The sequence below is a fragment of the Bacteroidales bacterium genome, assembly GCA_026418905.1.
Lineage (GTDB): Bacteria > Bacteroidota > Bacteroidia > Bacteroidales > DTU049 > JAOAAK01.
Map to the genome: position 1 here is coordinate 53,515 of JAOAAK010000022.1, position 26,730 is coordinate 80,244.

The 26,730-nt window shown below is 35.9% G+C and carries 24 protein-coding genes and 2 tRNA genes; 10 read left to right on the forward strand and 16 right to left on the reverse strand.

Features of this window, described 5'->3' with window-relative positions:
- Window positions 1-65: 65 nt before the first annotated feature.
- Window positions 66-350, reverse strand: coding sequence for a co-chaperone GroES (locus N2Z72_04790; GenBank protein ID MCX7696996.1), 285 nt, complete (start codon window positions 348-350; stop codon window positions 66-68).
- Window positions 351-362: 12 nt separating this feature from the next.
- Window positions 363-944, reverse strand: a complete 582-nt coding sequence (locus N2Z72_04795) for a thioredoxin family protein (protein MCX7696997.1) — start codon at window positions 942-944, stop codon at window positions 363-365.
- Window positions 945-1,122: 178 nt separating this feature from the next.
- Between N2Z72_04795 and N2Z72_04800 the strand changes: the two genes are divergently transcribed.
- The 6 genes from N2Z72_04800 (at window position 1,123) to xseB (ending at window position 6,606) form a co-directional block, all read left to right on the forward strand.
- Window positions 1,123-1,362, forward strand: coding sequence for a hypothetical protein (locus N2Z72_04800; protein ID MCX7696998.1), 240 nt, complete (start codon window positions 1,123-1,125; stop codon window positions 1,360-1,362).
- Between the two features lies 1 nt (window position 1,363).
- Window positions 1,364-3,148: a DNA mismatch repair endonuclease MutL gene (gene mutL, locus N2Z72_04805; GenBank protein ID MCX7696999.1), complete on the forward strand. Its 1,785-nt coding sequence runs from the start codon at window positions 1,364-1,366 to the stop codon at window positions 3,146-3,148.
- 61 nt (window positions 3,149-3,209) lie between these two features.
- Entirely contained in the window at window positions 3,210-4,019 is an 810-nt protein-coding gene (locus N2Z72_04810) for a rhomboid family intramembrane serine protease (GenBank protein ID MCX7697000.1), read from the forward strand.
- 19 nt (window positions 4,020-4,038) lie between these two features.
- Entirely contained in the window at window positions 4,039-5,016 is a 978-nt protein-coding gene (locus N2Z72_04815; GenBank protein ID MCX7697001.1) for a peptidoglycan DD-metalloendopeptidase family protein, read from the forward strand.
- Window positions 5,016-6,404, forward strand: coding sequence for an exodeoxyribonuclease VII large subunit (xseA, locus tag N2Z72_04820; protein ID MCX7697002.1), 1,389 nt, complete (start codon window positions 5,016-5,018; stop codon window positions 6,402-6,404). The genes N2Z72_04815 and xseA overlap by 1 nt, the downstream gene beginning before the upstream one ends.
- Complete coding sequence (xseB, locus tag N2Z72_04825; protein ID MCX7697003.1) at window positions 6,397-6,606, forward strand: exodeoxyribonuclease VII small subunit; 210 nt, start codon at window positions 6,397-6,399, stop codon at window positions 6,604-6,606. Before xseA ends, xseB begins: the two co-directional genes overlap by 8 nt.
- Before the next feature lie 29 nt (window positions 6,607-6,635).
- On the opposite strand, the gene N2Z72_04830 is transcribed toward xseB, so the two are convergent.
- The 8 genes from N2Z72_04830 to N2Z72_04865 form a co-directional block, all read right to left on the reverse strand.
- The gene (locus N2Z72_04830; protein MCX7697004.1) at window positions 6,636-7,844 is read right to left on the reverse strand and encodes an acetate kinase; all 1,209 of its coding nucleotides are present in this window, start codon (window positions 7,842-7,844) and stop codon (window positions 6,636-6,638) included.
- Window positions 7,845-7,894: 50 nt separating this feature from the next.
- Window positions 7,895-9,073, reverse strand: coding sequence for a Na+/H+ antiporter NhaA (nhaA, locus tag N2Z72_04835; protein MCX7697005.1), 1,179 nt, complete (start codon window positions 9,071-9,073; stop codon window positions 7,895-7,897).
- Between the two features lie 187 nt (window positions 9,074-9,260).
- Window positions 9,261-9,680, reverse strand: a complete 420-nt coding sequence (locus tag N2Z72_04840) for an OsmC family protein (GenBank protein ID MCX7697006.1) — start codon at window positions 9,678-9,680, stop codon at window positions 9,261-9,263.
- A 52-nt stretch (window positions 9,681-9,732) separates the two neighbouring features.
- Window positions 9,733-11,961 (reverse strand): inorganic phosphate transporter, encoded by a 2,229-nt coding sequence (locus N2Z72_04845; protein MCX7697007.1) that lies wholly within the window; start codon window positions 11,959-11,961, stop codon window positions 9,733-9,735.
- A gap of 146 nt (window positions 11,962-12,107) precedes the next feature.
- Window positions 12,108-12,941 carry a 5'-nucleotidase, lipoprotein e(P4) family gene (locus N2Z72_04850; protein ID MCX7697008.1) on the reverse strand — a complete coding sequence of 278 codons (834 nt, stop codon included), beginning with the start codon at window positions 12,939-12,941 and terminating at the stop codon, window positions 12,108-12,110.
- A gap of 1 nt (window position 12,942) precedes the next feature.
- Window positions 12,943-16,461 (reverse strand): pyruvate:ferredoxin (flavodoxin) oxidoreductase, encoded by a 3,519-nt coding sequence (gene nifJ / locus N2Z72_04855; GenBank protein ID MCX7697009.1) that lies wholly within the window; start codon window positions 16,459-16,461, stop codon window positions 12,943-12,945.
- A 47-nt stretch (window positions 16,462-16,508) separates the two neighbouring features.
- Window positions 16,509-17,798, reverse strand: coding sequence for a methionine adenosyltransferase (metK, locus tag N2Z72_04860; protein ID MCX7697010.1), 1,290 nt, complete (start codon window positions 17,796-17,798; stop codon window positions 16,509-16,511).
- 101 nt (window positions 17,799-17,899) lie between these two features.
- Window positions 17,900-18,238 (reverse strand): hypothetical protein, encoded by a 339-nt coding sequence (locus N2Z72_04865; GenBank protein ID MCX7697011.1) that lies wholly within the window; start codon window positions 18,236-18,238, stop codon window positions 17,900-17,902.
- A gap of 118 nt (window positions 18,239-18,356) precedes the next feature.
- Between N2Z72_04865 and N2Z72_04870 the strand changes: the two genes are divergently transcribed.
- The 4 genes from N2Z72_04870 (at window position 18,357) to N2Z72_04885 (ending at window position 22,253) form a co-directional block, all read left to right on the forward strand.
- Window positions 18,357-19,043, forward strand: coding sequence for a DUF5011 domain-containing protein (locus tag N2Z72_04870; GenBank protein MCX7697012.1), 687 nt, complete (start codon window positions 18,357-18,359; stop codon window positions 19,041-19,043).
- A 361-nt stretch (window positions 19,044-19,404) separates the two neighbouring features.
- Entirely contained in the window at window positions 19,405-21,018 is a 1,614-nt protein-coding gene (locus tag N2Z72_04875; protein ID MCX7697013.1) for a sulfatase-like hydrolase/transferase, read from the forward strand.
- The gene (locus tag N2Z72_04880) at window positions 21,006-21,902 is read left to right on the forward strand and encodes a diacylglycerol kinase family lipid kinase (GenBank protein ID MCX7697014.1); all 897 of its coding nucleotides are present in this window, start codon (window positions 21,006-21,008) and stop codon (window positions 21,900-21,902) included. Before N2Z72_04875 ends, N2Z72_04880 begins: the two co-directional genes overlap by 13 nt.
- 12 nt (window positions 21,903-21,914) lie before the next feature.
- Window positions 21,915-22,253 carry a translation initiation factor gene (locus N2Z72_04885; GenBank protein ID MCX7697015.1) on the forward strand — a complete coding sequence of 113 codons (339 nt, stop codon included), beginning with the start codon at window positions 21,915-21,917 and terminating at the stop codon, window positions 22,251-22,253.
- A gap of 236 nt (window positions 22,254-22,489) precedes the next feature.
- Here N2Z72_04885 and arsB read toward each other — a convergent pair whose 3' ends face one another.
- The 6 genes from arsB to recR all read right to left on the reverse strand — a co-directional run bounded on the left by arsB (window position 22,490) and on the right by recR (window position 26,726).
- Entirely contained in the window at window positions 22,490-23,575 is a 1,086-nt protein-coding gene (arsB, locus tag N2Z72_04890; GenBank protein ID MCX7697016.1) for an ACR3 family arsenite efflux transporter, read from the reverse strand.
- 330 nt (window positions 23,576-23,905) lie between these two features.
- Window positions 23,906-23,989, reverse strand: a tRNA-Leu gene (locus N2Z72_04895).
- 10 nt (window positions 23,990-23,999) lie between these two features.
- A tRNA-Leu gene (locus N2Z72_04900) sits at window positions 24,000-24,083 on the reverse strand.
- Window positions 24,084-24,127: 44 nt separating this feature from the next.
- Window positions 24,128-24,874, reverse strand: coding sequence for a 23S rRNA (guanosine(2251)-2'-O)-methyltransferase RlmB (gene rlmB / locus N2Z72_04905; GenBank protein ID MCX7697017.1), 747 nt, complete (start codon window positions 24,872-24,874; stop codon window positions 24,128-24,130).
- On the reverse strand, window positions 24,871-26,094 hold the full coding sequence (locus tag N2Z72_04910) for a GWxTD domain-containing protein (GenBank protein MCX7697018.1): 1,224 nt from the start codon (window positions 26,092-26,094) through the stop codon (window positions 24,871-24,873). The genes rlmB and N2Z72_04910 overlap by 4 nt, the downstream gene beginning before the upstream one ends.
- The gene (gene recR, locus N2Z72_04915; GenBank protein ID MCX7697019.1) at window positions 26,091-26,726 is read right to left on the reverse strand and encodes a recombination mediator RecR; all 636 of its coding nucleotides are present in this window, start codon (window positions 26,724-26,726) and stop codon (window positions 26,091-26,093) included. The genes N2Z72_04910 and recR overlap by 4 nt, the downstream gene beginning before the upstream one ends.
- Between the last annotated feature and the right edge of the window lie 4 nt (window positions 26,727-26,730).

Here is a 26,730-nt window from a genome sequence, read left to right on the forward strand (position 1 = left end):
AACATACGAATTTTAAAAAAATAAAGCCATCTTACGATGGCTTAAAAGAAAGAAAGGGTAAAAATTTAGATGGCTTCTGTTTCCACTACCTTTGCCAGAATATCAGCATATGGAATAAGCAAGTATTTTTTTCCTTCAAATTCAATCTCTGTTCCACTGTATTTCTTAAAAACCACCGTATCACCTACACTAATCTCAAGATTGTCGATGTTACTAATAGCTACCACCTTAGCCATTATAGGCTTTTCTTTTGCAGTATCAGGAATAATGATACCACCGCTTGTCTTTTCTTCTTTTCTATCACTTAAATCCAGCAAAACATTCTGATTAATTGGCTGTAATTCTCTCATGGCTATATATTTTTAAAGGTTCAACAATTGATCTATTCTTTTTTGATCGAATCCAATTACCCATTCACCGTCAATTTCAGTCTGAGGTACTCCTTGCTGACCTGTTCTTTTTACAAGCTCCTCTGCAGCTCGTGGATCAGCAGCAATGTTTATTTCTGTATACCGAACACCTTTTTTGTTCAAATATGACTTTAACCGATTACACCATGAACAAGATGGAGTAGTATAAATCGTAACACGCTTCTGAGGCTTTTCTTCAATATCATCAGGCTTAGGCTGAAATACGCTACCTTCAATAATATTTTTGAAAAATTCAACCCCATGACATCCTTTGAACATGTTCATCATCTGACTTCCTTTAAAATGAAGAAGAACAGGAACTGTTTGAATCTGGTAGTAAGAATGAATATCACGAGTATTATTCACGTCGATGAAATAAAATTCTTTGTCTTGGTACTCTTTAATTGCTAGCTGATAATGTTCAAAAGCACAGTCACTTACTTCCGAACCTTTTTTTATCATCAAAACATAAGTCACCTGATTAGTTTTTAAGATCTCTTGTAATTCTTGCATTGAATTAATTTCCTTCATCATAAAGTTTTTACTTTTTTTTTTCAAAATTATGCCAAACCGTAACAAAACACACAACCAATTAATTATCAAATGATCACATTGTTTAAAATTCATTTTAGTTTGTCACAACTGGCAAAAATGTTGAAAAAATGTCATGCATGTACCATAAGAATTGGACTTTTAATATCTTTGTAAAAAAATGAGATATCGTTTTATTTATATACCCAAGCCTCGTAAGTACGCTTATTCACCTCGATTTTACAAACCTGAAGAAGATGAAAATAAATCGAAACACACTTTATCGCCCAATCCTCATTCACCCATTCGTAAAGGAATGTTCACTTCAAATTTTGAAAGAAAACATAAGAAAAATAATTTGAATTTTCTTTGGCTCATTATCATTACTTTGCTTTTACTTTACCTTATATTTTTAACTTGAAATGGAAAACAGAATTAGACTTTTAAGTCCAGATCTTGCTTCCCAAATTGCAGCAGGAGAAGTAATTCAGCGTCCAGCTTCAGTGGTGAAGGAACTCATTGAAAATGCACTCGATGCACAAGCTTCAAACATTTTCATCAACGTAGAAGAAGCAGGCAAGAAGGCCATACTGGTAGATGACGATGGTATCGGCATGAATCCAGTTGATGCCGTCCTTGCCTTCGAAAAACATGCAACTTCAAAAATTAGTAACGTGCATGATTTGTTCAACATAGTCACATATGGTTTTCGCGGTGAAGCTTTACCTTCCATTGCATCAATATCTCGTGTCGAACTTAAAACACGAGATGAATTCAACGAAATAGGCACTTACCTCTATCTTGAAGCTAATAAAATCATTGAACAAAAACCTTATCCGAGAGACAGGGGAACAACCATACTCGTAAAAGATCTTTTCTACAATATTCCTGCTCGTAAAAAATTCCTCAAATCTGATCACCTCGAACTTATGCATATTTATGAAGAAATTTACAGAGCTGCTTTGTCCAATCTTAACGTACAATTTAATTTTCACGTGAACGAAAAACCTGTCCTTAACTTGCCTCCACAGCAACTTATCCATCGGATTCTTGCTATATTCGGGAAATCATACCAAAACAAACTTATTTATTTCGAAGAATATACCGACGACGTATCTTTCTACGGATATGTGCTCAAACCTGAGTTTTGCAAAAAAACACGAGGAGAACAATATTTGTTCGTCAATCATCGTTTTTTTCGTTCACCCCTTCTCCATAGAGCAATAAAAAAAGCCTATGAAACACTTATTCCCATTGATGTAGTTCCTGGTTATATAATATTTTTTAACATACACCCTTCTTTTATTGATGTTAACATCCATCCTACAAAGACAGAAGTTAAATTCACTCACGAACAGGTCATTGCCTCATTCTTAACAAGCGCCATAAAAAAAGCCATCAGTTCTAGTCATCTTATCCCTTCAATGGACTTTGATATAGATCGATCCATACAATTTCCTGTTTTCAACGAAAAATCATCTTCCTCAACTCAAAATTATTCTCTACCTACCAATGACGACATAAAAACTTACAACGTCCACTCAAGGTTGGCAGATTATTATTTTACAACACCAGCAGAGGAACGAAAAGATTCTGATCTTTTTTCTAATTCTGATCAAATTTCTACTTTATTTGAACAATCTTTTGCTCAGTATAAGAAAAAATACATCATCACTAGCATCAAAGCAGGTCTTATGATCATTCACCAACATCGAGCTCACGTTCGCATCCTCTACGAACAATTTCTCAAATCATCTGCAGCAGCATCATCTGCACATGCTCAACCTCTGCTTTTCCCTATTACGCTTGAGGTTACACCCCAAAATCAATGGTTGATAAGAGAAATGCAGAGCGAACTTCGTCGGCTAGGATTCGAAATCCAAGAAAATGATAATATTTTTTCAATTCACGCCGTCCCATCCTATCTAAATTACCCTGACTTGCAATTACCCATTATCATCGACGAGCTTTTGGCATCCTTTCAAGAAATTGGAAAAGCCGAAATCAACAGAAACATACCTTTTCTCCTTGCTAAAAACATTGCTATCAAAGAAGGAAAAATTCTTACTAACGAAGAAATGGAGACTCTTATTCACCAGCTTTTTCTCACGTCTGAACCACAAATTACTCCCGATGGAAAAACAATATATGTAATACTTCCCGAATCATATATCGAAGAGCTTTTTAAATCATCTCATAATCTTTAACAGGAGACAATCCTCGAAACATTTAGAAAAAATGTTTTACTTTGCAGATAACTAAATTTACATGACTCCATATCAACGAGGTTCTTCTTTTGCAACACCAGTCGTATTAAATCTTCTGATTTTCAACTTTTTATTTTTTATGTCCACCATTATTGCCCAACAAAGAGGGATCGACTTTTTTTCCTTGTTCGGGCTTCCTTGGATCAAGAGTGAAAACTTCCGCTTGTGGCAGATGGTGACCTACATGTTTATGCATGCCAATTGGTTACATATTTTCTTCAACATGTTTGCTTTATGGATGTTTGGCAACATGTTAGAAATGGTCATGGGTTCAAAACGATTTATCACTTATTATTTCATCACAGGGATTGGAGCAGCACTAGTTCAATGGTTTATTCATTACCTGAGATACCATGGTTTAGACAATGCGATCGATGCCTACATACAAAATCCAGACCCTGATGTATTCCTGTATATCGCAAATAAATACTTTGGTCGTATTGCTAATCCGCAATATATCAATGAAATGTATACCCAATTGAAACTCTTTTCTCACGAAGAGATTCTTGTTAATCAATCCATTGAAGTTTTACAACAACTAAGAAATGGCTTGTATGATATTCCTATGGTAGGAGCATCAGGTGCTGTTTTTGGTATTTTGTTGGCTTATGGAATGATTTTTCCCAACGATTATGTGTACGTGTATTTTTTCATCCCGATGAAGGCAAAATATTTTGTCATATTATTTGGTGTACTTGAATTTTTCTTGGGTATTTCCAACAGAGGGGGTGACAATGTAGCTCACTTTGCTCATTTAGGGGGAATGTTGTTTGGATTGATTTTACTCTTAATCTGGAAAAAAAGAAGATAAAATTTTCTAAATTTGCAACATGTGGAAAAGGAAACCGCGGTTTTACGTTGACCCACTTACCCTTACTATTAAAGAAGTAGAAAAAAAAACATCGAAACTTATTCGGCGACTCTTCACCCACATTTTTGCAGCAATGATTATAGGAGTTGCCTGGGCGTCTCTTTTTCTCAAATTTTTTTCATCTCCTCATGAAAAGAAACTACAACGAGAGATCCTCTCAGCTCAAACAGAAATTTCATCTCTCCAAATCGAACTTGAAAAACTTTTAGCCAAATACAACGAACTTAAAAATAAAGACAACCAGGTGTATCGTTCCATTTTTTCGCTTCCTATGCTTGATGAAAAAATTCCTCGCGCAGGTATAGGTGGTGCTGACTTGGCTTCATTCAATAAAACCAATGATCCCATCATCGAGCGATTGCTAAATACAGTGGTTCAACTTGAAATAAGTAGCAATATCCAGGAACAAAGTCTTAAAGAGCTATTATTATTAGCTAGAAACAAAGAAAAAATGCTTAAAGCTATCCCTAGTATCATGCCAGTAGACAAAAATAAAGTTAGAATTTCTTCTGGTTTTGGATGGCGTATTAACCCATTTACTCGGAGTGGTGCTCAATTTCATCCAGGCATCGATTTTGCTGGACCCGTAGGGATTCCTATTTATGCAACAGGAGATGGGGTAGTCATTGATCCTTTTAAAACAAGTTCCATGCATGGCTATGGACTCGTAGTTGTCATTGATCACGGTTTTGGTTTCAAAACTCTCTATGCTCACTTGTCTAAAATTTTAGTCAAACCTGGCGATAGCGTCAAACGTGGTCAGATCATTGGTTTGCTTGGCAATTCAGGACCAAGTACCGGCCCACATCTTCATTACGAAGTTATTCGTAACAACGAAAAAGTCAATCCTATTAACTACATATTCGAAGGACTATCTGAAGAAGAATACAAGCAAATCCTAAAAGAAGCTGAAGAAGGACATCAAATCCTCTCCTGATGTATCCCACTCCTTCCTCTTCCATATCTCTCAAACAACTTCTCGGTATTGTCAAAAAAGCCATTCATGATTCGTTTGACTTTGATATATGGGTTCGTGCTGAAATCGTTAAATTAAATTACTATCCCTCTTCCGGTCATGCCTACCCTGAACTAGCAGAAAAAGAAGATGAGAAAATTATTGCTCGAGCCAATGCTGTTATTTGGAAAGACGATTTTCTAAAAATTCAAACTAGATTTAGACAAGTTACAGGTGAAAATATTAAAGATGGAATTCAAATTCTCTTTCTGTGTCAGTTACGATTTCATGAATATTATGGGCTACAGCTTCAAATCATTGATATTGACCCAACTTTTACCCTTGGCCAGCAGGCTCTACAAAAATTACAAACCATCGAACGACTAAAAAAAGAAAATCTTTTTGACTTGAATAAGCAAATTCCCCTTCCCTTACTTCCTCAAAGATTTGCTATCATAAGCATATCAACCAGTCGTGGTTTTAATGACTTTATGACCATCTTACAAAGCCAGGGATCACAATATCGATGGTCCTATAAGCTTTTCCCAGCTATTCTTGAAGGTAAAAATGCAGTTCAATCAATTACTCGCAGATTACGCGAAATAGCTAATCAGAAAGATTTTTTTGATCTCATTCTCATTATTCGTGGAGGAGGTGATGAAACCGGGCTAGATTGTTATGATCACTATGAGCTTGCACGTTCGATTGCCATATCCCCTTTGCCTGTTATCACAGGAATTGGCCACTCGACTAATGAAACCATAGCAGAAATGGTAGCTGCTATCAATAAAATCACACCAACAGACGTTGCCTATTTTATCCTTAACATTTTCCGCAACCAAGAACTCCTTCTTCATGGATCAAAAGAAAAACTATTTTCACTTTCACTTTTTCAGTTGGGTGAAGCATTCAATAAAATCGAACAAATAAGACAATCAATAGCAACGCGAACAAACCAATTTCTCTACTTGTCTGTTCAGAGATTTCATCAAATTAAATGGCACTTGATCAATAAAAATGTTCAAGTTATATTTCAGCTTAAACACAAACATCGATCAATAAAGGAAAAAATTTTTAGCTTTTTTTGGACTGAAATCATGCATCAGAATCAATCTTTAAAACATACAAAGCAAAAAATTTTTCTTCTTGGTAACCATCAACTTAAAAATTTAAAGACTCAATGCGAGAATCTAAAAAACATCATTCATCTACTCAACCCTGCTATTATTCTCAGTCGCGGTTATTGCATTACTAGAATTCACCAAAAAGTTGTACGCTCAGTGAATGAAGTCAAGAAAAACAACGAAATTGAAACAATTCTCATGGACGGTCACATCATCTCCATCATAAAAAATATCAGCCATGAATGAGGAGTTAACTTATGCACAAGCAATCGAAGAATTGCAGCAAATTGTTCAAATTATGGAACAATCATCCATCGATCCAGATCGACTTCTCGAACTGGTTAAAAGAGCCACTTATTTACTCGATTTTTGCGAAAAAAAATTGCTTAACGTTGAAAATGAAATTAATCAAACACTCAAATATCCAAACACTTCTGAAAACACCTAAAATAGGTATATAAAGTGTTTACACTTATTTTATTTCTTGCTTATGATTCTGTAAGTGTCTCGAGCAATGACAAGCTCTTCATTTGTACAAGCAATAACAACTTTCACTGGAGAATCAGGTAAAGAAATGATCTCATCTTTACCTTTCAAGTAACAATTCTTATCTAGATCTATCTTGATGCCAAGATACTCCATATTAGCACAAACATGTTGCCTTGTTTCATAGTCGTTTTCACCAATTCCTCCAGTAAAAACAAGCAAATCAAGACCATTCATTGCTGCTACATAAGCTCCGATATATTTCTTTATGCGATATGCAAACACTTCAAGTGCTAATTGAGCACGTTGATTTCCATCATGGGCTGCACGCTCAATATCTCTCATGTCGTTAGAGATTCCAGAAAGGCCAAGCATTCCACTTTTTTTGTTGATCAAATCGTTAGCTGCTCTCGTGTCTAATTTTTCTTTATCCATGATAGAAAGAAGTGCACCAAGATCTAGGTCGCCGGTCCGTGTCCCCATCACGAGACCCTCGACCGGTGTAAATCCCATACTTGTATCGACCGATTTACCACGATCGATGGCTGTGATAGAACTACCATTTCCAAGGTGACAAGTAATTATTTTCAACTCTTCCCAATTGCGACCTATTAAAGAAGCAGCTTTCTGAGCTACGTATTTATGACTTGTTCCATGAAAACCATAGCGACGTATTTTGTACTTTTCGTAATATTCATACGGTAAAGCATAAAAATACGCCCGTGGTGGTAAGGTGTGATGAAAAGACGTGTCAAACACTGCTACCTGAGGAATACCGGGAAGCAAATTTTCCATCGCAAGAATTCCTCTCAAGTTAGCAGGATTGTGAAGAGGTGCTAACTCAATGAGATCCTCAATTTTCTTTTTTACTTCGGGCGTTATTAAGGCACTGTCAGGAAAGTATTCACCACCGTGAGCTACCCTGTGGCCAGCAGCTGTAATTTCTTCGACTTGCTTCAAAACCCCCTTTTGCTCATCTATCAACCAGTTGATAATCCACTGAATTCCTTCAGTATGGGATGGAACAGGACGAGTTTCACTATATTCTTCGTTGCGCACTACTACCTTATGAGTCAAAACACTATCCTTGCACCCAATACGCTCCAAAAGTCCCTTTACAAGTAAAGATTCTCCTTCTTTAAAATCAAACAACTGGTATTTAATAGACGAACTTCCACAATTGAGTGTTAATATTTTCATAGTTTACTTTTTGCAAAAATATGATTTAAAAATTTTCAGAAAAAAATAAATTACGATGAATTTTGAACTAATATATCTTTTTTCGATTTTAATATTGAAAGCAATAAAATTCCAACAACAGCAGAAATAAGCGATCCTGTAATTACAGCTAATTTTGCCATGCTCATTTTCATAGAATCGTCGAATGCAAGATATGAAATAAAAATAGACATGGTAAAACCAATACCTCCCAGAAAGCTTATTCCTAACAAGGCATGCCAAGAAACATCCTCGGGTTTACGTGCCAATTTTAATTTAACTCCAAGCCAACTCATATACATAATGCCAAGGGGCTTGCCCACCAACAAACCCAAAATTATTCCCATCACAAGAAATATATCAAAATCATTCAAAATAAAAATATTTAGAGAAATGGCCGTATTTGAAATTGCAAATAAAGGAAGAATTACGTATGCTACAGGAGCATGCAATATTTGTTGCATTAAATAAGATGGAGACGTTTCATCATTTCGGCTATATGGAATAGCAAAGGCTAAAAGAATTCCAGCAAGAGTAGCATGCACACCCGATTCATGCATAAAATACCAGCCTATTATTCCTCCAATCAGGTAAGGAATTAAATTCTTAATACGAAAAACTTGGAAAAGAAACAAAAGCGCAAAAATTCCCAAGGATATGAGTAAATTGGTCAGTACAATATCGTTGCTATAAATGAAGGCAATCAAAAGAATAGCTCCCAAATCATCTATTATAGCGAAAGAAGTTAAAAAAACCTTTAAACTAACGGGAATCCGTTTTCCAAAAAGTGATAAGATACCTAATGAAAAAGCTACATCAGTAGCCATAGGAATGCCAAAACCATTGATAGCATCAGTACCAGAGTTAAAAGTCATATAAATAACAGCTGGCATAAACATACCACCCAAAGCTGCAAACATGGGAAGCATAGCATTTTTCAGATCTGAAAGTTCTCCCTTGTAAATTTCTCGTTCTACTTCTAATCCTATGAGTAAGAAAAAAAAAGCCATGAATCCATCATTTATCCAGTGACGAATGGATTCTCCAGCAATCTTAGTTTCCCATATGTTCAACCATGTATGACCAACTCCAGAATTAGCAATAAAAAGCGAAACGACGGTACTAAAAATAAGAATAAAACCTCCCCTACTTTCGGTTTTGAAAAAATAATCAAAAAGAGGCAAGTGTCGTACTAAAAAAATTTTTTTCATTTTACCCAAAAATTTACAACCGATTCGATGTTGACGTATATACGTAAAAAAGTTCTTATCAATTAAATCGGTTTTGTATGAACTTGTTTCAACATCTGAAATTTCGCACCTGCTAAAGAACAACAAGAGGAAACAAAGCTATAACAAAAAAACATCTTTAGTGAATGTACCTAGCTAATCATAAAAATTATTCTTCTACGAGTAAAATTTCATAAGATAGTTCCATGGCTTTTTTATATACAGCTGAAACACCACAATACTTTTCCTGGGAAAGTTCGATCACTTTTTTTATTTGCTCATAAGGTAGGTTTTTTCCTTTAATTTTATAGATGAGATGCATTCTAGTAAAATGTTTGGGATGTTCCTCAGTTAACTCAGTATCAACCTGGATCTCAAGTCCGCTAAAGTCAATTCGCATTTTTCGTAGAAGAGAAACAACATCCATTCCAGTGCACCCAATAAGTGAGGCCACCATAAGCTCTTTTGGACGAGGTCCTCTGTTGTTGCCACCAAATTCAGGAGCTGCATCCATCACGACATGGTGACCGTCCAAAACAACATCGAAAGACATTCCTTCAATCCATTGACCTGTAAAACTCCGTTTCATTTTTTTTGCAAAGTTAGGTATTAATACAATCCTGAGTCTATGATTTTGATCATCAAAAGTATTGGCTCATTTTTGTCCTGCACATAGCCAAATTGGTCAGCAATCTAACGATGTTTTCATATTCACTCAAATTGTTGAAAAACAATAAATTGGTCCGTGAACTAGCATTCTTCTTTTTAACTCTATCCAATTGCTTTCGTTTAACTTCTTCTAAAATTCTGCTTATTTCCGTAAGCTTGTAAGAAAAATTATCTGACAATTCATTAGAAAAGGAACTACTTAAAAACTTCTCAAATAAACTAAACAATTCGTCGAATTTTGAAATGATAAGATTAATATCTTCAATCTGAGCACGAGAAAAATTCTTATGATGGTTATCAAAGTGTTTATAAAGAGCATTTAAGATAAAACCAAGTGATACAGTAATTTCCCTTTGTATTGTGGCTACATTGAGAAAAACCTCTTCTTGCTCTATTTGAGGATTTTCTGAGATATGGAGGTTTACAGCATTTATGAAAAGCTCACTTCTTTTATCTAAAACTTTAAATTTTTTTCTAGCTTGTTTGAAGGATTTCATTTTTTCTGTTACAATACCCGAGCGGATGTCATGGAATATTTCCTTCATTGAATCAACGAGGGAAAACATATGACCTCGCAAAAGTTGAACAAATTCAACAGTGTTGGCATTTCGAGATCTTTTAATTAATTCTTTGTCATTTTCTTTTTTCTCAGAAATTTCTTTGTAGATAAATTTGGTTCGGATTAATACAAAACCCACCAAAAAAAGCATGGCAAGCATACCTATCCATTCGGTATAATACAAGAAAAGAACTACAATGCTGGTGAAAATAAACGCCAAAAACGCAGTTAGAAACCAACCTCCAATGACCGAAAATACACCACTGACTCTGTAAACAGCTGTTTCCTGGCTCCATGCTCTATCTCCCAATGCAGCACCCATGGCCACCATAAATGTGACATATGTAGTCGACAAAGGAAGTTTTAAAGACGTTCCCAAAGCAATCAGACTACTACCCACCATCGTAGTAATTAGAGCACGAATGGAATCAAAATTAGCTTCTGTCGCAGGCATATGATCGCGCACAAATCGACTATCGATCCATCGACGTACAGAGGAGGGTATTAAATTATTAAAAAACTTTCCTAGAATAATGAAAAAACGAATAACTGATCGAGAAAAAGCATTGGCCTGAAACTTCTCAACACCCACTTCCTCTTGATCACTTAAATGAGTAGATGTTTCCAAGACATTTAATAATTTTTTATTTACCCATAACGTAACCATCATAATAACCCCTGCTAATACTAGAATGTAGGGTAAATAATCATTTTGAGCATGTAAAAGAATATCCATTTTACATTCATCCGGAGAAAGTCCACTTTCTGAAAAATAAAGATAAGATTCGAAAGCAGATACTGAAGGGCCAATAAAATTCACAAGATCATTTCCGGCAAATGCCATAGCAACAGCAAATGTTCCGTACAAAACTGCCGGCTTATATATATTAAAATTTGGTCTTATAGAACGAATAAAAATCAAACTTAGCATGACAAGCAGAACAAGCCCAAAACCCAAATACCAGAGATTGTCTAAAATCCATGCTTTCACATCTGGAGTCAGAAAAAAGGCGTTTTTCAATCCCTTCACAAAGATGAAATAGGAAATGAAAGCCACCGATATACCAGAAAAAAAAGCTCCAATTACTATTTTCTTATCATATAAAAAAGTGAAGATAATTCTCGAAAAGTACTGAATTATCCATCCAGTCACAAAAGCAAGAGGAACAGAAATCAAAATGGCAGAAAACATAGCCAAAGTTTTATCCTCATTGACATAAGTTGTGATTTCAGCAAATGATGAGCCGGTTTGATGAAGCTTGATCAAAGCCATGGTGAAACCAGCTCCCACAAGTTCAAAAACAAGAGAGACAGTTGTAGATGTTGGTAATCCTGCAGTATTAAACAAATCTAGCAAAATAATGTCGACAACGACAACAGCAAAATAAATCAGAATAATCTCATGAAAAGAGAATTTTTCTGGATGAAAAGCACCAGAACGAGCAACATCTAACATACCACCAGAAAACAAAGCTCCTATCAAAACACCCAATGAAGCCGCAAAAAGCAGAGTTTTGAAACGAGCAATCCTTGATCCGTGAGCTGGTGCCAGAAAATTTACAGCATCATTAGCAACACCTACAGTTAAATCAAGAATTGCAATTAGCATTAAAGCAATTACCGCCAATAAGTAAAAACTCATGTCTTCTTAATATTTACGCAAAAATAATATTGAATCAAAAAAGACATATCACTTCACTATTAACTTTAAATGAAAGATATATTAACTTGTTGTTAACACTAATAATTGTTAGGCTATGTTCAAAAAGCAAGTTAATATTTAGAAAACTAGTAAGAAATTAATTTTGATTTTCTTACAGAATCTATCTCTGCAGGTTTCAGATTATAATTATAGTTATACAAGCAACCCTCCCAATCACCATACATAGGGTTAGGCAACACAATAAACTTAGTACCAAACAAATTTTGATCAATAACTACTTGCTGATTTCGCTCTTCACAGGACTTTTTATCGTACAAACCACTAAAATCAATAAGATTATCACCTATGAGCAAAACAATCTCATAAGAAGCTGCTACTTGTTTTCTCCTATCTTCTTTGCTCGAAGTTGTCTTTTTTAACAATAGGTGATCTTCACCCTGAAATGGAAAACCTTGAGCTAACAAATTTTGTTTTGTTGCTTCTCTTTCCTCTTCTGCTCGGTTGGAAATGTAAAATACATGAACGCCCCTTTCGCGAGCATAATTTGCAAAAGCCACAGCACCTGGAATCGCTGCAGCCTTTGCCTGTAAAACCCAATCTCTCCATCCTTCTGGATATTTGATTCCTTCGAGGATAGTCTTAGCTTCATAAGGACTGTTATCTAATAACGTTTCATCAATGTCGAATACAACCGCAAGATTTGTTTTGCCAGGATTTTTTTTGATAGCCTCGTCAAGCGCCCATCGTGCAACATTATAAGCCTGATAACAAAGGGCTTTATATTCACCAGACGTTTGAAACCAAAGAACACTCATGAGTAATGCATCATTAACACCTATGACAGGTTTATATCGTGTTATGTAGATGGTGTCGCGTACAACTTGAGTTTCTTTGATTACCTTCACTCTACATGAGAGCACTAAAGAAGCTATTACTATTAAAAAAAACCACTTATTCATATCAATATGCTTCTGCTAAACGACGTAATTTTTGGTATTTCTTTCTAGCAGCTTCTTCTGCTGCAATAAACAATTCTGATGCTTCCTTAGGAAAAGTTTTTGCCAAAGCAGTGAATCTTACTTCGCTTTGTAAAAATGATTGAAATTTCGACCAGTCTGGTTCTTTGCTATCTAATTGAAAAGGGTTTTTACCTTCTTTTTCCAGGAGTGGATTATATCTATATAAAAACCAATAGCCTGCCTCAACAGCTAATTTTTGTTGCTCCTGAGCTTTACTCATTCCATATCGCAACCCATGATTAATACAAGTTGAATAAGCAATAATCAGAGAAGGACCCGGGTATTGTTCTGCTTCTTGAACTGCTTTAAAAAACTGATTTTGGTCAGCCCCCATAGCAACCTGGGCAACGTAAACATAACCATATGTCATTGCCATCAAGCCAAGATCTTTTTTAATCATTCTTTTACCAGCTGCAGCAAACTTTGCTACTGCTGCAAGAGGTGAAGCTTTGGATGATTGACCACCTGTATTAGAATATACTTCCGTATCCAACACCAGTATATTCACATCTTCTCCACTAGCAATCACATGATCTAATCCACCATAACCTATGTCATATGCCCAACCATCACCACCTATAATCCAGACAGATTTTTTAATCAAATAGTCTTCAAACGCAATGATCTCCTCCGCTATTTTCCCGTCCCGCTTTCGGGCAACTTCCAGTAATTTTTGCGAAGCAGGTACTGATAATTCACCTTGATGGAAGGTGTTTAACCAGTTTTGACAAGCTTCTCTAAACTCCTCATCCAGCGAAGGCAAAGCTTCAGTCATACGTTTTGCCAGATTTTCTCTCATCTTTCTATAACCCAATGCAATTCCAAAACCATATTCAGCATTATCTTCAAACAAACTGTTTGCCCAAGCAACCCCTTTCCTACTCTTGTAGTTAAACGTATAAGGAGTGGAAGGTGCAGATCCACCATAAATAGAGGAACAACCTGTTGCGTTGGCTACTATCATACGTTCACCGTACAATTGTGTAATTAGTTTAATATATGGAGTTTCTCCACATCCTGCACAAGCACCGGAAAATTCAAACAAGGGTTGAGCAAACTGACTATTTCGAACTGTTTTAAACTTATCTACCACATAATCCTTGTACCCAATTTTTTCGTCCAGATACTTGAAATGATCTGCCTCATGTATTTGTTCATCCAACGGGCTGAAAACAAGAGCTTTTTCCTTAGCTGGACAGGTGTTGATGCAAACGCCACATCCTGTGCAATCCAAGACGCTAACCTGAATTCGATACTGATATTGCTTCAGAGCACCTAAACCTTGGATAGTTTGTAGTTTAAATGGTAAATTGGCAACTTCTTCTTCTGTCAATAAAAAAGGTCTAATAGCAGCATGAGGGCAAACATATGCACATTGATTACATTGAATACAGTTTTCATGTATCCATTTTGGTACAAAAACAGCTATACCGCGTTTCTCATATTTAGTGGTGCCAGGTGGGAAAGTTCCGTCTTCACGTCCAACAAAAGCAGAGACTGGCAAACTATCTCCTTCCTGCCGATTCATTACATCAGCAATTTTTAAAACAAAATCAGGTTTTGCTGGGTCTTCAAAGATAGGATCATCTGGAAGATGAATCCATTCAGGCTGTACTGGGACTTCGATTACTTCTCCTCCACGATCAATGGCAGCAAAGTTCATCTGAAGAATTTCATCTCCTTTTTTACCGTATGTTTTTTCAACAGCTTCCTTCATTTCTGCCACAGCTAATTCATAAGGAATAATATTAGTGACTTTAAAGAAAGCTGATTGCATGATAGTGTTGATCCGATTTCCAAGTCCTAATTCTTCAGCAATAGCCGTAGCATTAATAACGTAAAATTTTATTTTGTTCTTTGCTAATGTCTTTTTAACTGAATTAGGTAGACGACGAATTGTTTCCTCGATACTCCATATGGTATTTAATAAAAACGTACCTCCTTCTTTAATTCCTTTAAGCATGTTGTATTTACCCAGATAGGACGGCACGTGACATGCTACAAAATCAGGGGTGGATACTAGATAGGGAGCTCGGATTGGCTTGTCACCAAAGCGCAAGTGTGAGACAGTAAAACCACCAGATTTCTTAGAATCATAAGCAAAATAAGCTTGACAATATTTATCTGTATTATCTCCTATGATCTTGATAGAATTCTTGTTGGCACCCACCGTTCCATCTGACCCAATACCATAAAATTTTGCTTGATATACAGACTTATCGCAAATATCAATTTCCTCTAATTGGGGAAGAGAAGTGAATGTCACGTCATCTATGATGCCTATAGTGAATCTATTTTTTGGTTCGGATTGCTTGAGATTTAAAAACACCGATATAATCTGGGAAGGAGTAGTATCCTTGGAACTTAATCCATATCTACCTCCTACGATAAGGGGAGCATTTTGTATTCCATAAAAAACACTTTTCACATCCAAGTAAAGAGGTTCACCCTCTGAACCATGCTCCTTGGTACGGTCAAGAACTGCAATTCTCTTTACTGTAGATGGCATCACACGTAAGAAATACTTTTTGCTAAAAGGTCTATATAGATGAACTGCTATTGAACCCACTTTTTCACCCTTACTGATTAAATAATCTACTGTAGCACGAATAGTATCATTAACAGATCCCATGGCTACAATGACGTATTCAGCATCTGGAGCTCCATAATAAGTAAAAGGATGATATTCCCTACCAGTTAATTTTGTAATTTCCTGCATATACTCTTCCACAATGTCAGGTACGCGTTCATAAAATGGATTGGCTACTTCACGAGTCTGAAAATAAATATCTGGATTCTGAGCTGTTCCGCGTGTTACAGGATGTTCCGAATTAAGAGCCCTATTTCTGAATGCTTCAAGGGCATTCCAATCGATCAAATTTCTTAAATCATCTTCTACAAAATATTCAACTTTTTGTATTTCATGAGAAGTACGGAAACCATCAAAAAAATGAAGAAAAGGCACTCTCGATTTAATGGCTGCAAGGTGAGCTACAGGACCTATATCCATAATTTCCTGAACACTTCCGGTTGCAAGCATAGCAAAACCGGTCATTCGACAAGTCATCACGTCGCTATGATCACCAAAAATAGAAAGAGCTTGAGCCGCAACAGCACGAGCAGAAACATGAAAAACACCAGGTAATAGCTCACCAGCAATTTTGTACATGTTTGGAATCATAAGTAGCAGCCCTTGAGAAGCTGTATAAGTAGTTGTCAGCACACCGCTTTGCAAACTTCCATGCACAGCTCCAGCTGCCCCTGCTTCGCTTTGCATTTCAACTACTTTCACAATATTACCAAAAATATTTTTCTTTCCTTCTGCAGCCCATTCATCCACATTTTCTGCCATGTTGCTGGAAGGTGTAATAGGATATATGGCAGCCACTTCGCTGAACATATACGATACATATGAAGCAGCATAATTGCCGTCACATGTAATAAATCTTTTTTGTCTCATATGATTTTTTTTTGCAAATGTAATCCTTTTTAAAATGGAACCCTTCGTCAAAGTTTAAATTCTTCACGAATCGCTGGTACTAAATCTTCTTTTTCCCACGGGAAAAACCATACTTCTTTATAGTAACGTTCCTTGCCATCAATCACTTCTCTCTGAGCATCACTATGTAAAGGAGAAACTTCAACTTTTTTTCTAAAAGGTTCACGACCAAAATGCCCATAAGCAGCTGTAGGTAAATAAATAGGATTCTGTAAATTGAATTTCTTGATGATGGCATATGGTCTTAAATCCATGATATTTAGCAGTTTATTAGCAATCTCTTGATCGCTCATTTTTACTTTAGCTGTTCCGTAAGTATTTACATAAAATCCAACAGGTTTGGATACACCAATGGCATAAGCAATCTGCACAAGAATCTTATCTGCCAGTCCTGCAGCCACAGCATTTTTTGCAATATAACGCATGGCATAAGCTCCAGAACGATCTACTTTAGAGGGGTCTTTGCCACTAAAAGCACCTCCACCATGAGCTCCATGTCCGCCATAAGTGTCAACAATAATTTTTCTCCCAGTTAAACCTGTATCACCATGAGGTCCACCTATAACAAATTTACCAGTGGGATTAACAAACAATTTGAAATCATTCTTTAAAAGATTCCTAACCCTTAAAGGCACATCACTCGATTCGAAAACTCGAGGAATAAGGTGTTTTTTTATGTCTTCTATAATAACCTTTTGCATGGTTTCTTCGGAACCAAATTCATCATGCTGGGTAGATACTACAATAGTGTCAATTTTTAAAGGAGTTCCATCATCAGCATACTCAAGTGTTACTTGAGATTTTGCATCGGGTCTTAAGTAAGTCATCACATGACCTTCACGTCTAATATCTGCCAATCTCTGCACAAGCAAGTGGGCAATCTCAATACTGATTGGCATGTAATTATCCATTTCTCGACATGCGTAACCAAACATCATCCCTTGATCCCCAGCACCTTGCTCGTAAGGATCCTGCTTTTCGACTCCCCTGCGTATGTCTTCAGACTGTTCATGAATAGATGATATAATTCCACATGAATTATAGTCAAATCTGTATTCAGGTTTAGTGTATCCTATTTTTTTAATAACCTCTCTTACAACTTCCATGTGATCTACCCATGCTTCGGTTCTAACCTCTCCAGCAAGCACTACAAGCCCCGTTGTAACTAATGTCTCACACGCCACTTTTGAGTTTGGATCTTGTCTAAGAAACTCATCCAGCAAAGCATCGGATATTTGATCGGCAACTTTATCAGGATGTCCCTCGGAAACTGATTCTGAAGTAAAAAAGTAACTCATATTTTTTTTGCAAAGCTATATATTTTTTCTGCTTATGTAATCGAATTTTCATAAAAAAACCGCCCCGAAGGGCGGTTTAGTTTCTTTAGCATTTTGCCATGTTACTGCTTTACAGCACCACCACGAGCTGGTTTTTGAGTGTTGGTAGTAGGAGGTGTAGTTTGTTGTGGTGTTTGTTGAGGTTTCTGTTGAGTTGTGGGTTTAGTAACAGGCTTGTTCTTTTCAGCATTCTTAATGCTGTCTTCCTTTGCTTTAGCAATCGAATCTTGACGAGCTTTTTCAAGTTCTTCAGCTTTTTTAATGCTGTCTTCTTTCACTTTAGCAATGGAATCAGCTTTGCGAATGCTGTCCTGCTTTGCTTTTTCATCGTCTTTTTTGCCTTTGCATGCTACCATGGCAAAAATGCCAGCAAGAGCTAAAACTGCCAAAATATTTCTCATACTTTTGAGGTTTTGATATGCAAAAGTAAAATTTTTTTTAAAAGTTGTATCATTTTTAAAAATTTTTTTTGTTCACGATAAAATTTATAGTATTTTTGCATAACCAAAAAAAAAGAATATGAAAAAGAAAATGTTGAAATTATCGGCAATTCTTGTAGCCGGTTTAATGATTCTAGCATCTTCATGTAAAGATGACACTGTACCCCCAGTTATTACATTAACAGGAGAATCCGAGGTTTTTTTAAATCTTGGTGATACTTGGCAGGATCCAGGAGCAACAGCCGAAGATGATAATGATGGCAATTTAACATCTCAAATAACTACCACAGGTACAGTCAATACCAACAAAGTTGGTGAATACACCATTACTTATACCGTAAGTGACGAAGCAGGTAATACAGCTACTGCTACACGAAAAGTATACGTAAAGGCAGATCGTCTTGCCGGAACTTATCAAGTAAACGGAAGTATTACAGGTCCTGGTCAAGGCAACTATCAGTGGACTGAAAATGTTCAAGCATCGAGTGTTGATTATAATAAACTTATTTTTAGCAATTTCAGTGGATTTGCTAATTTAAACGTAAATGGTATTGTAAGTGGAGATAACATTTCTCTTAATCAAACTGTTACTTATGACTGGGATGATGATGGAACACCAACACAAGCTACCATATCTACTACTTCTTCTTCGTACGAAGTAACTGGTCCATCTGCAGGACAATGCAAAATAAAAACTATTAACTACTCAATTAATTATGGATCTGCAGGAACCGATGTTGTAGCTGCTACTTATACAAAGCAATAATTTGTTTAAGTTTTTTACAAAAAGGCTGTCATGTGACAGCCTTTTTTATTTTATTTATTCAATCTAAAATGATCAGCTTATGAAAAAATTTCTTCTGTTCCTTTTTTTATTCTTTTCAACCCTACTTGTAAGTTTGTCCATTATTAGAATGTTATTTTTAGTATGCAATCATTCGTTTTTCCCTCCTATATCATTCTCTGATGGATTATGTATCTTACTTTATGGAACTCTATTTGATCTTTCGGCTATATGCACTTTTTTCCCATTCATTTCTTTTTTTTGGTTTTTACCACCTGTATGGATGCAAAAAAGAATCCTTAAGTTCTTAACAACTTTCTTTTTTATCTTAGCGTTTTTTTGTATGATGGCTCCATCATTAGTAGATGTAGCTTATTATTCCTACAATTTGAAACGTCTTACTTTTGAGATACTTGACTTTGTGGGGACTGTTAAATCGGAATTTATCAAACTTTTTCCCAGATTTTTACTTGATTATTGGTGGCTTGTTTTGCTTTTTATTGCACTTCTAGCTATTGGGATTTACTTGTTTATTCGATTAAGAAATGCTTTCGCAGTCATTTCGCGACCATACGTTTTTCAGCTAGGATTTGTTCTTTTTCTTCATTTTTTTCTTATTATCGGTGCCCGAGGATCAGTTGGTTATAAGCCTTTGAGCATCCTTTCTGCTTCAACTTTTACGGGTGCAGAATATAGTCATATCGTTCTTAATTCTACCTTTACTATCATAAAAACTATGGGCAAAACCGATTTATATTCTGTGTTTTTCTTTGATGATGCATTCGCTGAGCAATTATATCCATATTGTAAATCAGGCTTTCGAATTTCTCAAAATACGCCAGCTATACAAAAAAATGTTATCATCATTGCAGTAGAAAGTCTTTCTTCAGCTTATATGGGTTTTATCAGGCAAGATGGAATCACTTACACACCTTTTTTAGATTCATTGTGTCAGGTCTCTTTAGTATTTCCATATGCTTTTGCTAACTGCAAGCGAAGTATCGAAGGTATCCCTGCCATACTGAGTGGATATCCAGCTTTAACACATACTCCTTTATTGGTTTCTGCTTATGCATGTAATACTCTGCCAAGTTTATCGAAGGTGCTTCACTCAAATAATTATCATTGTGTTTTTTTTCATGGCGGAAGAAAAGGCACCATGATGCTGGATAAGTATACTCAAAGCATTGAATTTGATCAATACTTTAGCTTCAATGACTATCATGGTAATCAAAGCGACTATGACGGTTATTGGGGAATATATGATGAACCATTTCTTCATTTTACTATTCAAAAAATAAATAATTTACCACGGCCTTTCTTTGCCTTCATCTTTACCTTATCATCTCATCATCCATATAGACTCCCTCAAGACAAGAAAAATTTTTACCATCCGAACGATGAACTACCTATTTTATCAACTATTCGTTATGCGGATTACAGTTTGAAACAATTTTTTAAAGAAGCCTCTCAACAAACATGGTTCCGGAACACTATTTTTATCATTACAGCTGATCACACAGCCCAAATGCCTTCTGGTTGTTTTCAGCATTTTCCTTTTAATCAAGCTCTCCCCATCATCTTTTACGATCCCTCCAATGACTCAATTAGAGGAGTTTCCCCAACGTTAACTCAGCAAATTGATATTTTTCCCTCTATCATTGACTACCTAGATTTACAAGATACTGTCTGTTGTTTTGGCAACAGTTTTTTTAGTAATTTAGATGCAAGATTTGCTGTGATGTACGTGTTCCCCAATGTAGTTGCAGTTTTTCCCGATACGACTTACATTATACTTCACCCAGATGGTAAAACGAGTATTCATACTTATCCACGCTGTTTAAAATTCCCGATTCAAAGCCAAAATCTAAACCAAAATGAATCTATTAACATCTTCAAAGCATTTTACCAACAATACGTACATCGAACCAAGAAAAATTTACTATGGAGGAAATAAGCACCTATCGCCGAATTATTATTATCAACCCTATGGCTGGCAGAAAAAAACAAACATCCTTGCTTATTAATAAACTCATTGACTTTCTTGAAAAACAAAATTTACGAATTCCTGTCAAATTTTCTGGCTATACAGGTCATGCACGCGAAATAACTCGTGATGCCATTGATAAAGGTTACAAACATTTTATCGTCGTTGGAGGGAATGGTACTCTTCACGAAGTTGCTTCCGTTCTCATTCACTATCCCGAAACAACATTATCGCTGGTTGCTGCTGGAAGCGGTAATGGACTAGCTAATCATCTAAAAATTCCCAGTGAACCAGAAAATGCCCTGATGATCGCATTACGCTCTCAAACTACATCAATAGATATTGGATGGATCAACGACGTACCCTTTTTCAGTGTCGCAGGTATTGGCTTTGATGCTTATATTGCCAGACGATTTTCTTATTCACATCGCAGGGGATTCCTTAGCTATGTTAAACATGTCATGCTTGCTTATCCTTTTTATAAGCCTAAAATTTATACCATAACTATAGATGGGAACACCATCATTACAAAAGCTTTAATGATAACTTTCGCTAATTCCAACCAATACGGAAATTCAATTTCTCTAGCGCCTGACGCAAGTTTATCTGATGGAATGATCGATCTCATTGTTATGAAAAAAGTTCCTATATGGTTAGCTATATTTCTTTGGCCTTTGCTTTTTATGAAGATCTTACATAAAACTTCGTTTGTTAAAGTCTATCGTGTTCGTGATGTAATCATTCAATTACATCAGAAGGATTATTTACATGTCGACGGTGATCCTTTTCCACTTCGAAGTCGTTCGTTAAAAATATATGTTCAACCTCAATCTCTTCGTATCAGTATACCTTAAATTATTAAAATCATGAAAAAAAATACGTTTAATGATTTTTCGGAGCTTTTTAATATTCTATCTGAAGAAGAAAAAAACTATTTGATTGAAAAAAAACGTGAGGAAGCTCATCGGTTGACCTTGGATCAATTCGTAATTAGGGAAGAAAAAAGGAGTAATGGAAAATTTGTCACCATCATTGAAGGTTTCTCTTGTTCCGACCATTTAATAGAAGAATTTGCTCACCAAATCAAACAATATCTCGCGGTCGGTGGAACTACGAAGAACGGTCACCTAATCCTACAAGGCAAAATAGCAGATAAAGTAATCGATTACTTAACAAATTTGGGATATAATGCAAGAAAAAAATAATCATTTAAACAGGACTGAATTTTCGGCTAATTGAACACACTTCTCTTTTTTTAAGATTCAATAATATATATTTAAGTTACTTCAATACTTAAAATACTTAACTACTTTGAAAGAAAATCCATAATTACGCAACTCCTATGTAAGGCTTGTTCCTTACGTCCATTTTACTTTGGTCACATAAAGCATTTATTCGAAACGTGTAAGATTAGTTCAACAGATTTACCAGTAAAAATTTATCATGTTTGAACAGGAAAATATTTCTTTTTAAACCAAAATGCAACATTGACTAATCCGATCATCACAGGTACCTCAACCAGAGGTCCAATAACGGCAGCGAATGCCTCACCTGAGTTCATCCCAAAAATAGCAATAGCAACAGCTATTGCAAGCTCGAAATTATTGCTGGCAGCAGTAAAAGAAAGCGTGACCGATTGGCCATATGTGGCTCCTATTTTTCTGCTGATCAAAAAAGAAGTAACGAACATGGTCACAAAATAGATCAGCAGTGGAACAGCAACCAATATCACATCCAAGGGAATTTTGATGATGTATTCACCTTTGAGTGAAAACATCACAATGATGGTAAACAATAAGGCAATCAATGTTATAGGACTAATTGTAGGAATAAATTTTTGATGATACCATTCTTTGTTTTTAATCCTAATCAGTATGAAACGCGTGAGGAAACCCGCTATAAAAGGAATACCCAGGTATATGAATACACTTTCGGCAATTTGTCCGATAGTGATAGTCTTCACTGCGTCATTGGTAGGAAGTCCAAACCACCCTGGAAGGACTGCTATGAAAAACCAAGCATAAATAGAAAAGAAAATAACCTGAAAGATGGAATTGAAAGCAACCAATCCTGCTGCATACTCAGTGTCACCTTCAGCAAGCTCGTTCCAAACAATTACCATAGCAATGCAGCGAGCAAGCCCAATCATGATAATGCCATACATATAAGACAAATTGCTGTTGCCCGGGCCTGGAAATGCAACAAACATTAGTATTGCAAGGACGAACATAAGGAGTGGACCGATTCCCCAGTTAAGTACCAAAGAAAGCAACAAAACCCTCCAATTTTTAAAAACGTCTTTTAACTCTTCGTACTTGACTTTAGCTAATGGTGGATACATCATAAGTATAAGTCCGATTGCTATCGGGATATTGGTTGTGCTTTCTGGAGTAGATTTTAAAGAATTCCAAAACTGAGCTATAGACGGGAAAAAATAACCACTGAGTACACCAACTGCCATCGCAAGAAAAATCCATAAAGTCAAGTAGCGATCAAGAAACTTTAACTGTTTTTTTTGTTTTTCCATTATAGCTTTTTTTATTCATGCAACAAAAGTAATCGTTTTCTCATTACGAGTATTACAAGTGATTAAGGATTAAAAACGCACAATAATCTTATTTCCATGCAAATGTCGCCAATAAAAAACCCTATAGAGTAACACTTTTTATGATTTGAGATTATCCTAGAAAGATACAGATAAATTGCTCACTAATCATAAATGATAGCACATATGATTTCTTGCAATATGAAAATATTTTACATCAATTTGATTTAAAAAAACCTCTATTAAAATTTTTGTGAATAAGAAAATCAATACAAAATGTCCTTAAATTCGGCAAATCAAAAGTAATTCAAGTGCCCGGAACAGGACTCGAACCTGCACATCCTCACGGATACTAGTCCCTGAAACTAGCGCGTCTACCAATTCCGCCATCCGGGCATAAAAAAAGTGCCCAGGACAAGACTCGAACTTGCACGCCCTTGCGGGCACTACCCCCTCAAAGTAGCGTGTCTACCAATTTCACCACCTGGGCACTTGCATGTGCAAAATTATACTTTTTTAAAACAACATCAAACATTATTCTTCCGTAACTCTCTGACGAATAACCTCATATAGGATAATACCAGCACTAACCGAAACATTAAGCGATTCTACGTGCCCAAGCATTGGAATGCTAATCCAGTCGTCTGAAATTTTCATCAACTCTGGAGAAATTCCTCTTTCCTCATTGCCGAAGATAAATGCCACAGGTAAAGTAAAGTTTTCCCGATAATAAGTCTTATTAGCCTTATCAGTTGTGGCATACACTTTTATGCCACTTTTTTGCAAATACTTTACCGCTGATATAAGATTTGAACTACGTGCAACTGGAACATGCAACAAAGCACCGGCACTGGCCTGAATCGCATCCGAAGTAACAGATACACTGTTTCTCTCAGGTATGATAATTCCTGTTACACCTGTGGCTTCACAACTTCGTGCAATGGCACCAAAATTTCTAACATCTGTTATTTTATCCAAAATAACAAATAAATGGTTTTCTCCTTTTTCGTAAGTACGTATAACCAATTCCTCGAGCGAGGCGTATGTAATTTGCGTAAGTGTTGCAACGATTCCTTGATGATTCTTTTGTGTTAAAGAATATAATTTTTCAATGGGAACTTCTTTAACAACTACTTTTTTTTCTTTAGCAAGTTCAAGAATTTTTCGGAGAATCAATTTTTTTTCAAGACCACGGGCAATAAAAATTTGATCTATGAGAGCGTCACTTTCCAAAGCTTCTAAAACACTATGAAACCCATAAATTAAATTTTCTGTTTTCATCTTCTCCAGATTTCTATCATATTATACCAAATATCCCTGTATTGAGAATTTCTTTCCAACACGTACTCGTAGAGTTTCGGTAGGATTTCTCTTTTGATAAACCTAAATTGCATAGACATCCAATTGTTTTCCTGTCCGTAGACCCATATCTCACTTTGATCATTTCTGTACACACTTCCTGGAGGCCCCATGACCACATAGATCATACCTCTGTCCGTTTTCCATCCCTCCACGTGGTTGGTAAAAAGCTCATTGGCTCTGACTACTCGATGATAAAAACGACGAATGAGCTGGCGAGCCATTTCTTCCGTACCTCCCAATTTTAACCAGAATTTTTCCACTTTTTCTGCTAAATTTTCACCCTGAAACAAATCATCATATTCTTTCTGAGTCGTTATGTATCGCATGGGATATGCCATTGCTTCGTATGTATTCACCATAGGAAAGTCTTTTTTGGTTACAAGCCAAGCATATATTCCATCTTCCGAAGCTGATCTTAAAACATACAAGCCTTCTTTCTCTGCAATAAAGCTATATAAATACGTGCTATCTTTTTTAATCTGAATAGAAGTTTCCGATGTAACTCTCCACACTGGAGAAGATACCGCAAATGGTGGATCTGGAAAATCAGCAAATGTACAATGAGTAATGTTAAAATCAGTAGGCTGTTTTTCTAAATAAAACTTGATCGTATCGTATAATGAAACGATTCTCCGTTGATTGTAACATAAGGGAAAATGATTTTTTTCGTTTACGTATAACAACTTTTCAAAAAACCACACATATTGAAAAGTTTTGTTTTTGTGTAAATCAGTTATTTCAATTAAGGCATGAATAGGATAAAGAAAAGCTGGTCTATATTTTATAATGATGAATGTATCGGGTGATGAAGAATTTATGGGTAAACTATGAGAAAAACTAAATGAATCAAGAATAGCGCTTTTTTTCATTGACCGAAAAAGCAACACCCTTACCCTTAGCAGAATTTGATACTGATTATTTTCATTTTTACTTAAAAAAGAAGAATGACGAAAAACAAACCTCAAAGCCGTAACGTTAGAATCCTTTCCAGAATTTATTTTAGTTTCGAAGTTACTTAAATCAATCAAAGGTGACTGAAAATTTTCATCATAATTTTCAGCCAGATTTACCGAAGGAACATAAACAGTCGTAACGCAAGAACATAAGAAAATGAAAAGTAAAAAAAAATGCCTGTTCATTTATTGAGCGTTTTAGCATGAAACTGATAAGGTATGCGTTGTTTAATGCTCTGAGCAAGTGTAAGTTCATCCATGTAATCCAATTCATCCCCAACTGAAATTCCTCTTGAAATGGTAGTAAATTGAATGGGAACATTCATTAATTGCTGATAAATAAAAAAACTCGTATTATCACCTTCGATGGTTGCTGGCAAAGCAAGAATAATTTCTCTGATTTCTCCAGTTTGTATCCTTTCAAACAGAGTGGATAAGTGCAACATGGTGGGAGTAATGCCATCGAGAGGAGAAATAAGACCCCCGAGGACATGATACAAACCTTTGTATTCTTGAGTTCGTTCGATAGCTATTACATCTCTAACATCTTGCACGACACACAAGATATCCCTATGGCGATTGGGATTGGAACAAATAGAACATATTTCTTCATCACTGATGTTATGACAAATTCTACAATACTGTATATTTTCTCTTAAATCATGAATAGATTTAGCAAGGGAACGAGCAAGAGCTTTATCTTGTCGTAAGATGTGCAAAGCCAATCTAAGAGCTGTTCGATAACCTATACCAGGTAAGCGAGATAAATCCTCTACAGCTTTCTGCAATACTTTTGATGGCAAATCATTAAGGTTCATGACG

What these genes read in the sequence shown, in the direction of transcription:
- N2Z72_04910 (MCX7697018.1), bottom strand. Translation starts at nt 26,094, where the DNA reads ATGAACAGGCATTTTTTTTTACTTTTCATTTTCTTATGTTCTTGCGTT.
- xseB (MCX7697003.1), top strand. Translation starts at nt 6,397, where the DNA reads ATGAATGAGGAGTTAACTTATGCACAAGCAATCGAAGAATTGCAGCAA.
- N2Z72_04795 (MCX7696997.1), bottom strand. Translation starts at nt 944, where the DNA reads ATGATGAAGGAAATTAATTCAATGCAAGAATTACAAGAGATCTTAAAA.
- nhaA (MCX7697005.1), bottom strand. Translation starts at nt 9,073, where the DNA reads ATGAAAAAAATTTTTTTAGTACGACACTTGCCTCTTTTTGATTATTTT.
- mutL (MCX7696999.1), top strand. Translation starts at nt 1,364, where the DNA reads ATGGAAAACAGAATTAGACTTTTAAGTCCAGATCTTGCTTCCCAAATT.
- N2Z72_04885 (MCX7697015.1), top strand. Translation starts at nt 21,915, where the DNA reads ATGAAAAAAAATACGTTTAATGATTTTTCGGAGCTTTTTAATATTCTA.
- metK (MCX7697010.1), bottom strand. Translation starts at nt 17,798, where the DNA reads ATGAGTTACTTTTTTACTTCAGAATCAGTTTCCGAGGGACATCCTGAT.
- N2Z72_04850 (MCX7697008.1), bottom strand. Translation starts at nt 12,941, where the DNA reads ATGAATAAGTGGTTTTTTTTAATAGTAATAGCTTCTTTAGTGCTCTCA.
- N2Z72_04800 (MCX7696998.1), top strand. Translation starts at nt 1,123, where the DNA reads ATGAGATATCGTTTTATTTATATACCCAAGCCTCGTAAGTACGCTTAT.
- N2Z72_04870 (MCX7697012.1), top strand. Translation starts at nt 18,357, where the DNA reads ATGAAAAAGAAAATGTTGAAATTATCGGCAATTCTTGTAGCCGGTTTA.
- xseA (MCX7697002.1), top strand. Translation starts at nt 5,016, where the DNA reads ATGTATCCCACTCCTTCCTCTTCCATATCTCTCAAACAACTTCTCGGT.
- N2Z72_04830 (MCX7697004.1), bottom strand. Translation starts at nt 7,844, where the DNA reads ATGAAAATATTAACACTCAATTGTGGAAGTTCGTCTATTAAATACCAG.
- N2Z72_04790 (MCX7696996.1), bottom strand. Translation starts at nt 350, where the DNA reads ATGAGAGAATTACAGCCAATTAATCAGAATGTTTTGCTGGATTTAAGT.
- N2Z72_04880 (MCX7697014.1), top strand. Translation starts at nt 21,006, where the DNA reads ATGGAGGAAATAAGCACCTATCGCCGAATTATTATTATCAACCCTATG.
- recR (MCX7697019.1), bottom strand. Translation starts at nt 26,726, where the DNA reads ATGAACCTTAATGATTTGCCATCAAAAGTATTGCAGAAAGCTGTAGAG.
- N2Z72_04815 (MCX7697001.1), top strand. Translation starts at nt 4,039, where the DNA reads ATGTGGAAAAGGAAACCGCGGTTTTACGTTGACCCACTTACCCTTACT.
- N2Z72_04810 (MCX7697000.1), top strand. Translation starts at nt 3,210, where the DNA reads ATGACTCCATATCAACGAGGTTCTTCTTTTGCAACACCAGTCGTATTA.
- N2Z72_04865 (MCX7697011.1), bottom strand. Translation starts at nt 18,238, where the DNA reads ATGAGAAATATTTTGGCAGTTTTAGCTCTTGCTGGCATTTTTGCCATG.
- arsB (MCX7697016.1), bottom strand. Translation starts at nt 23,575, where the DNA reads ATGGAAAAACAAAAAAAACAGTTAAAGTTTCTTGATCGCTACTTGACT.
- N2Z72_04840 (MCX7697006.1), bottom strand. Translation starts at nt 9,680, where the DNA reads ATGAAACGGAGTTTTACAGGTCAATGGATTGAAGGAATGTCTTTCGAT.
- N2Z72_04845 (MCX7697007.1), bottom strand. Translation starts at nt 11,961, where the DNA reads ATGAGTTTTTACTTATTGGCGGTAATTGCTTTAATGCTAATTGCAATT.
- rlmB (MCX7697017.1), bottom strand. Translation starts at nt 24,874, where the DNA reads ATGAAAACAGAAAATTTAATTTATGGGTTTCATAGTGTTTTAGAAGCT.
- nifJ (MCX7697009.1), bottom strand. Translation starts at nt 16,461, where the DNA reads ATGAGACAAAAAAGATTTATTACATGTGACGGCAATTATGCTGCTTCA.
- N2Z72_04875 (MCX7697013.1), top strand. Translation starts at nt 19,405, where the DNA reads ATGATGGCTCCATCATTAGTAGATGTAGCTTATTATTCCTACAATTTG.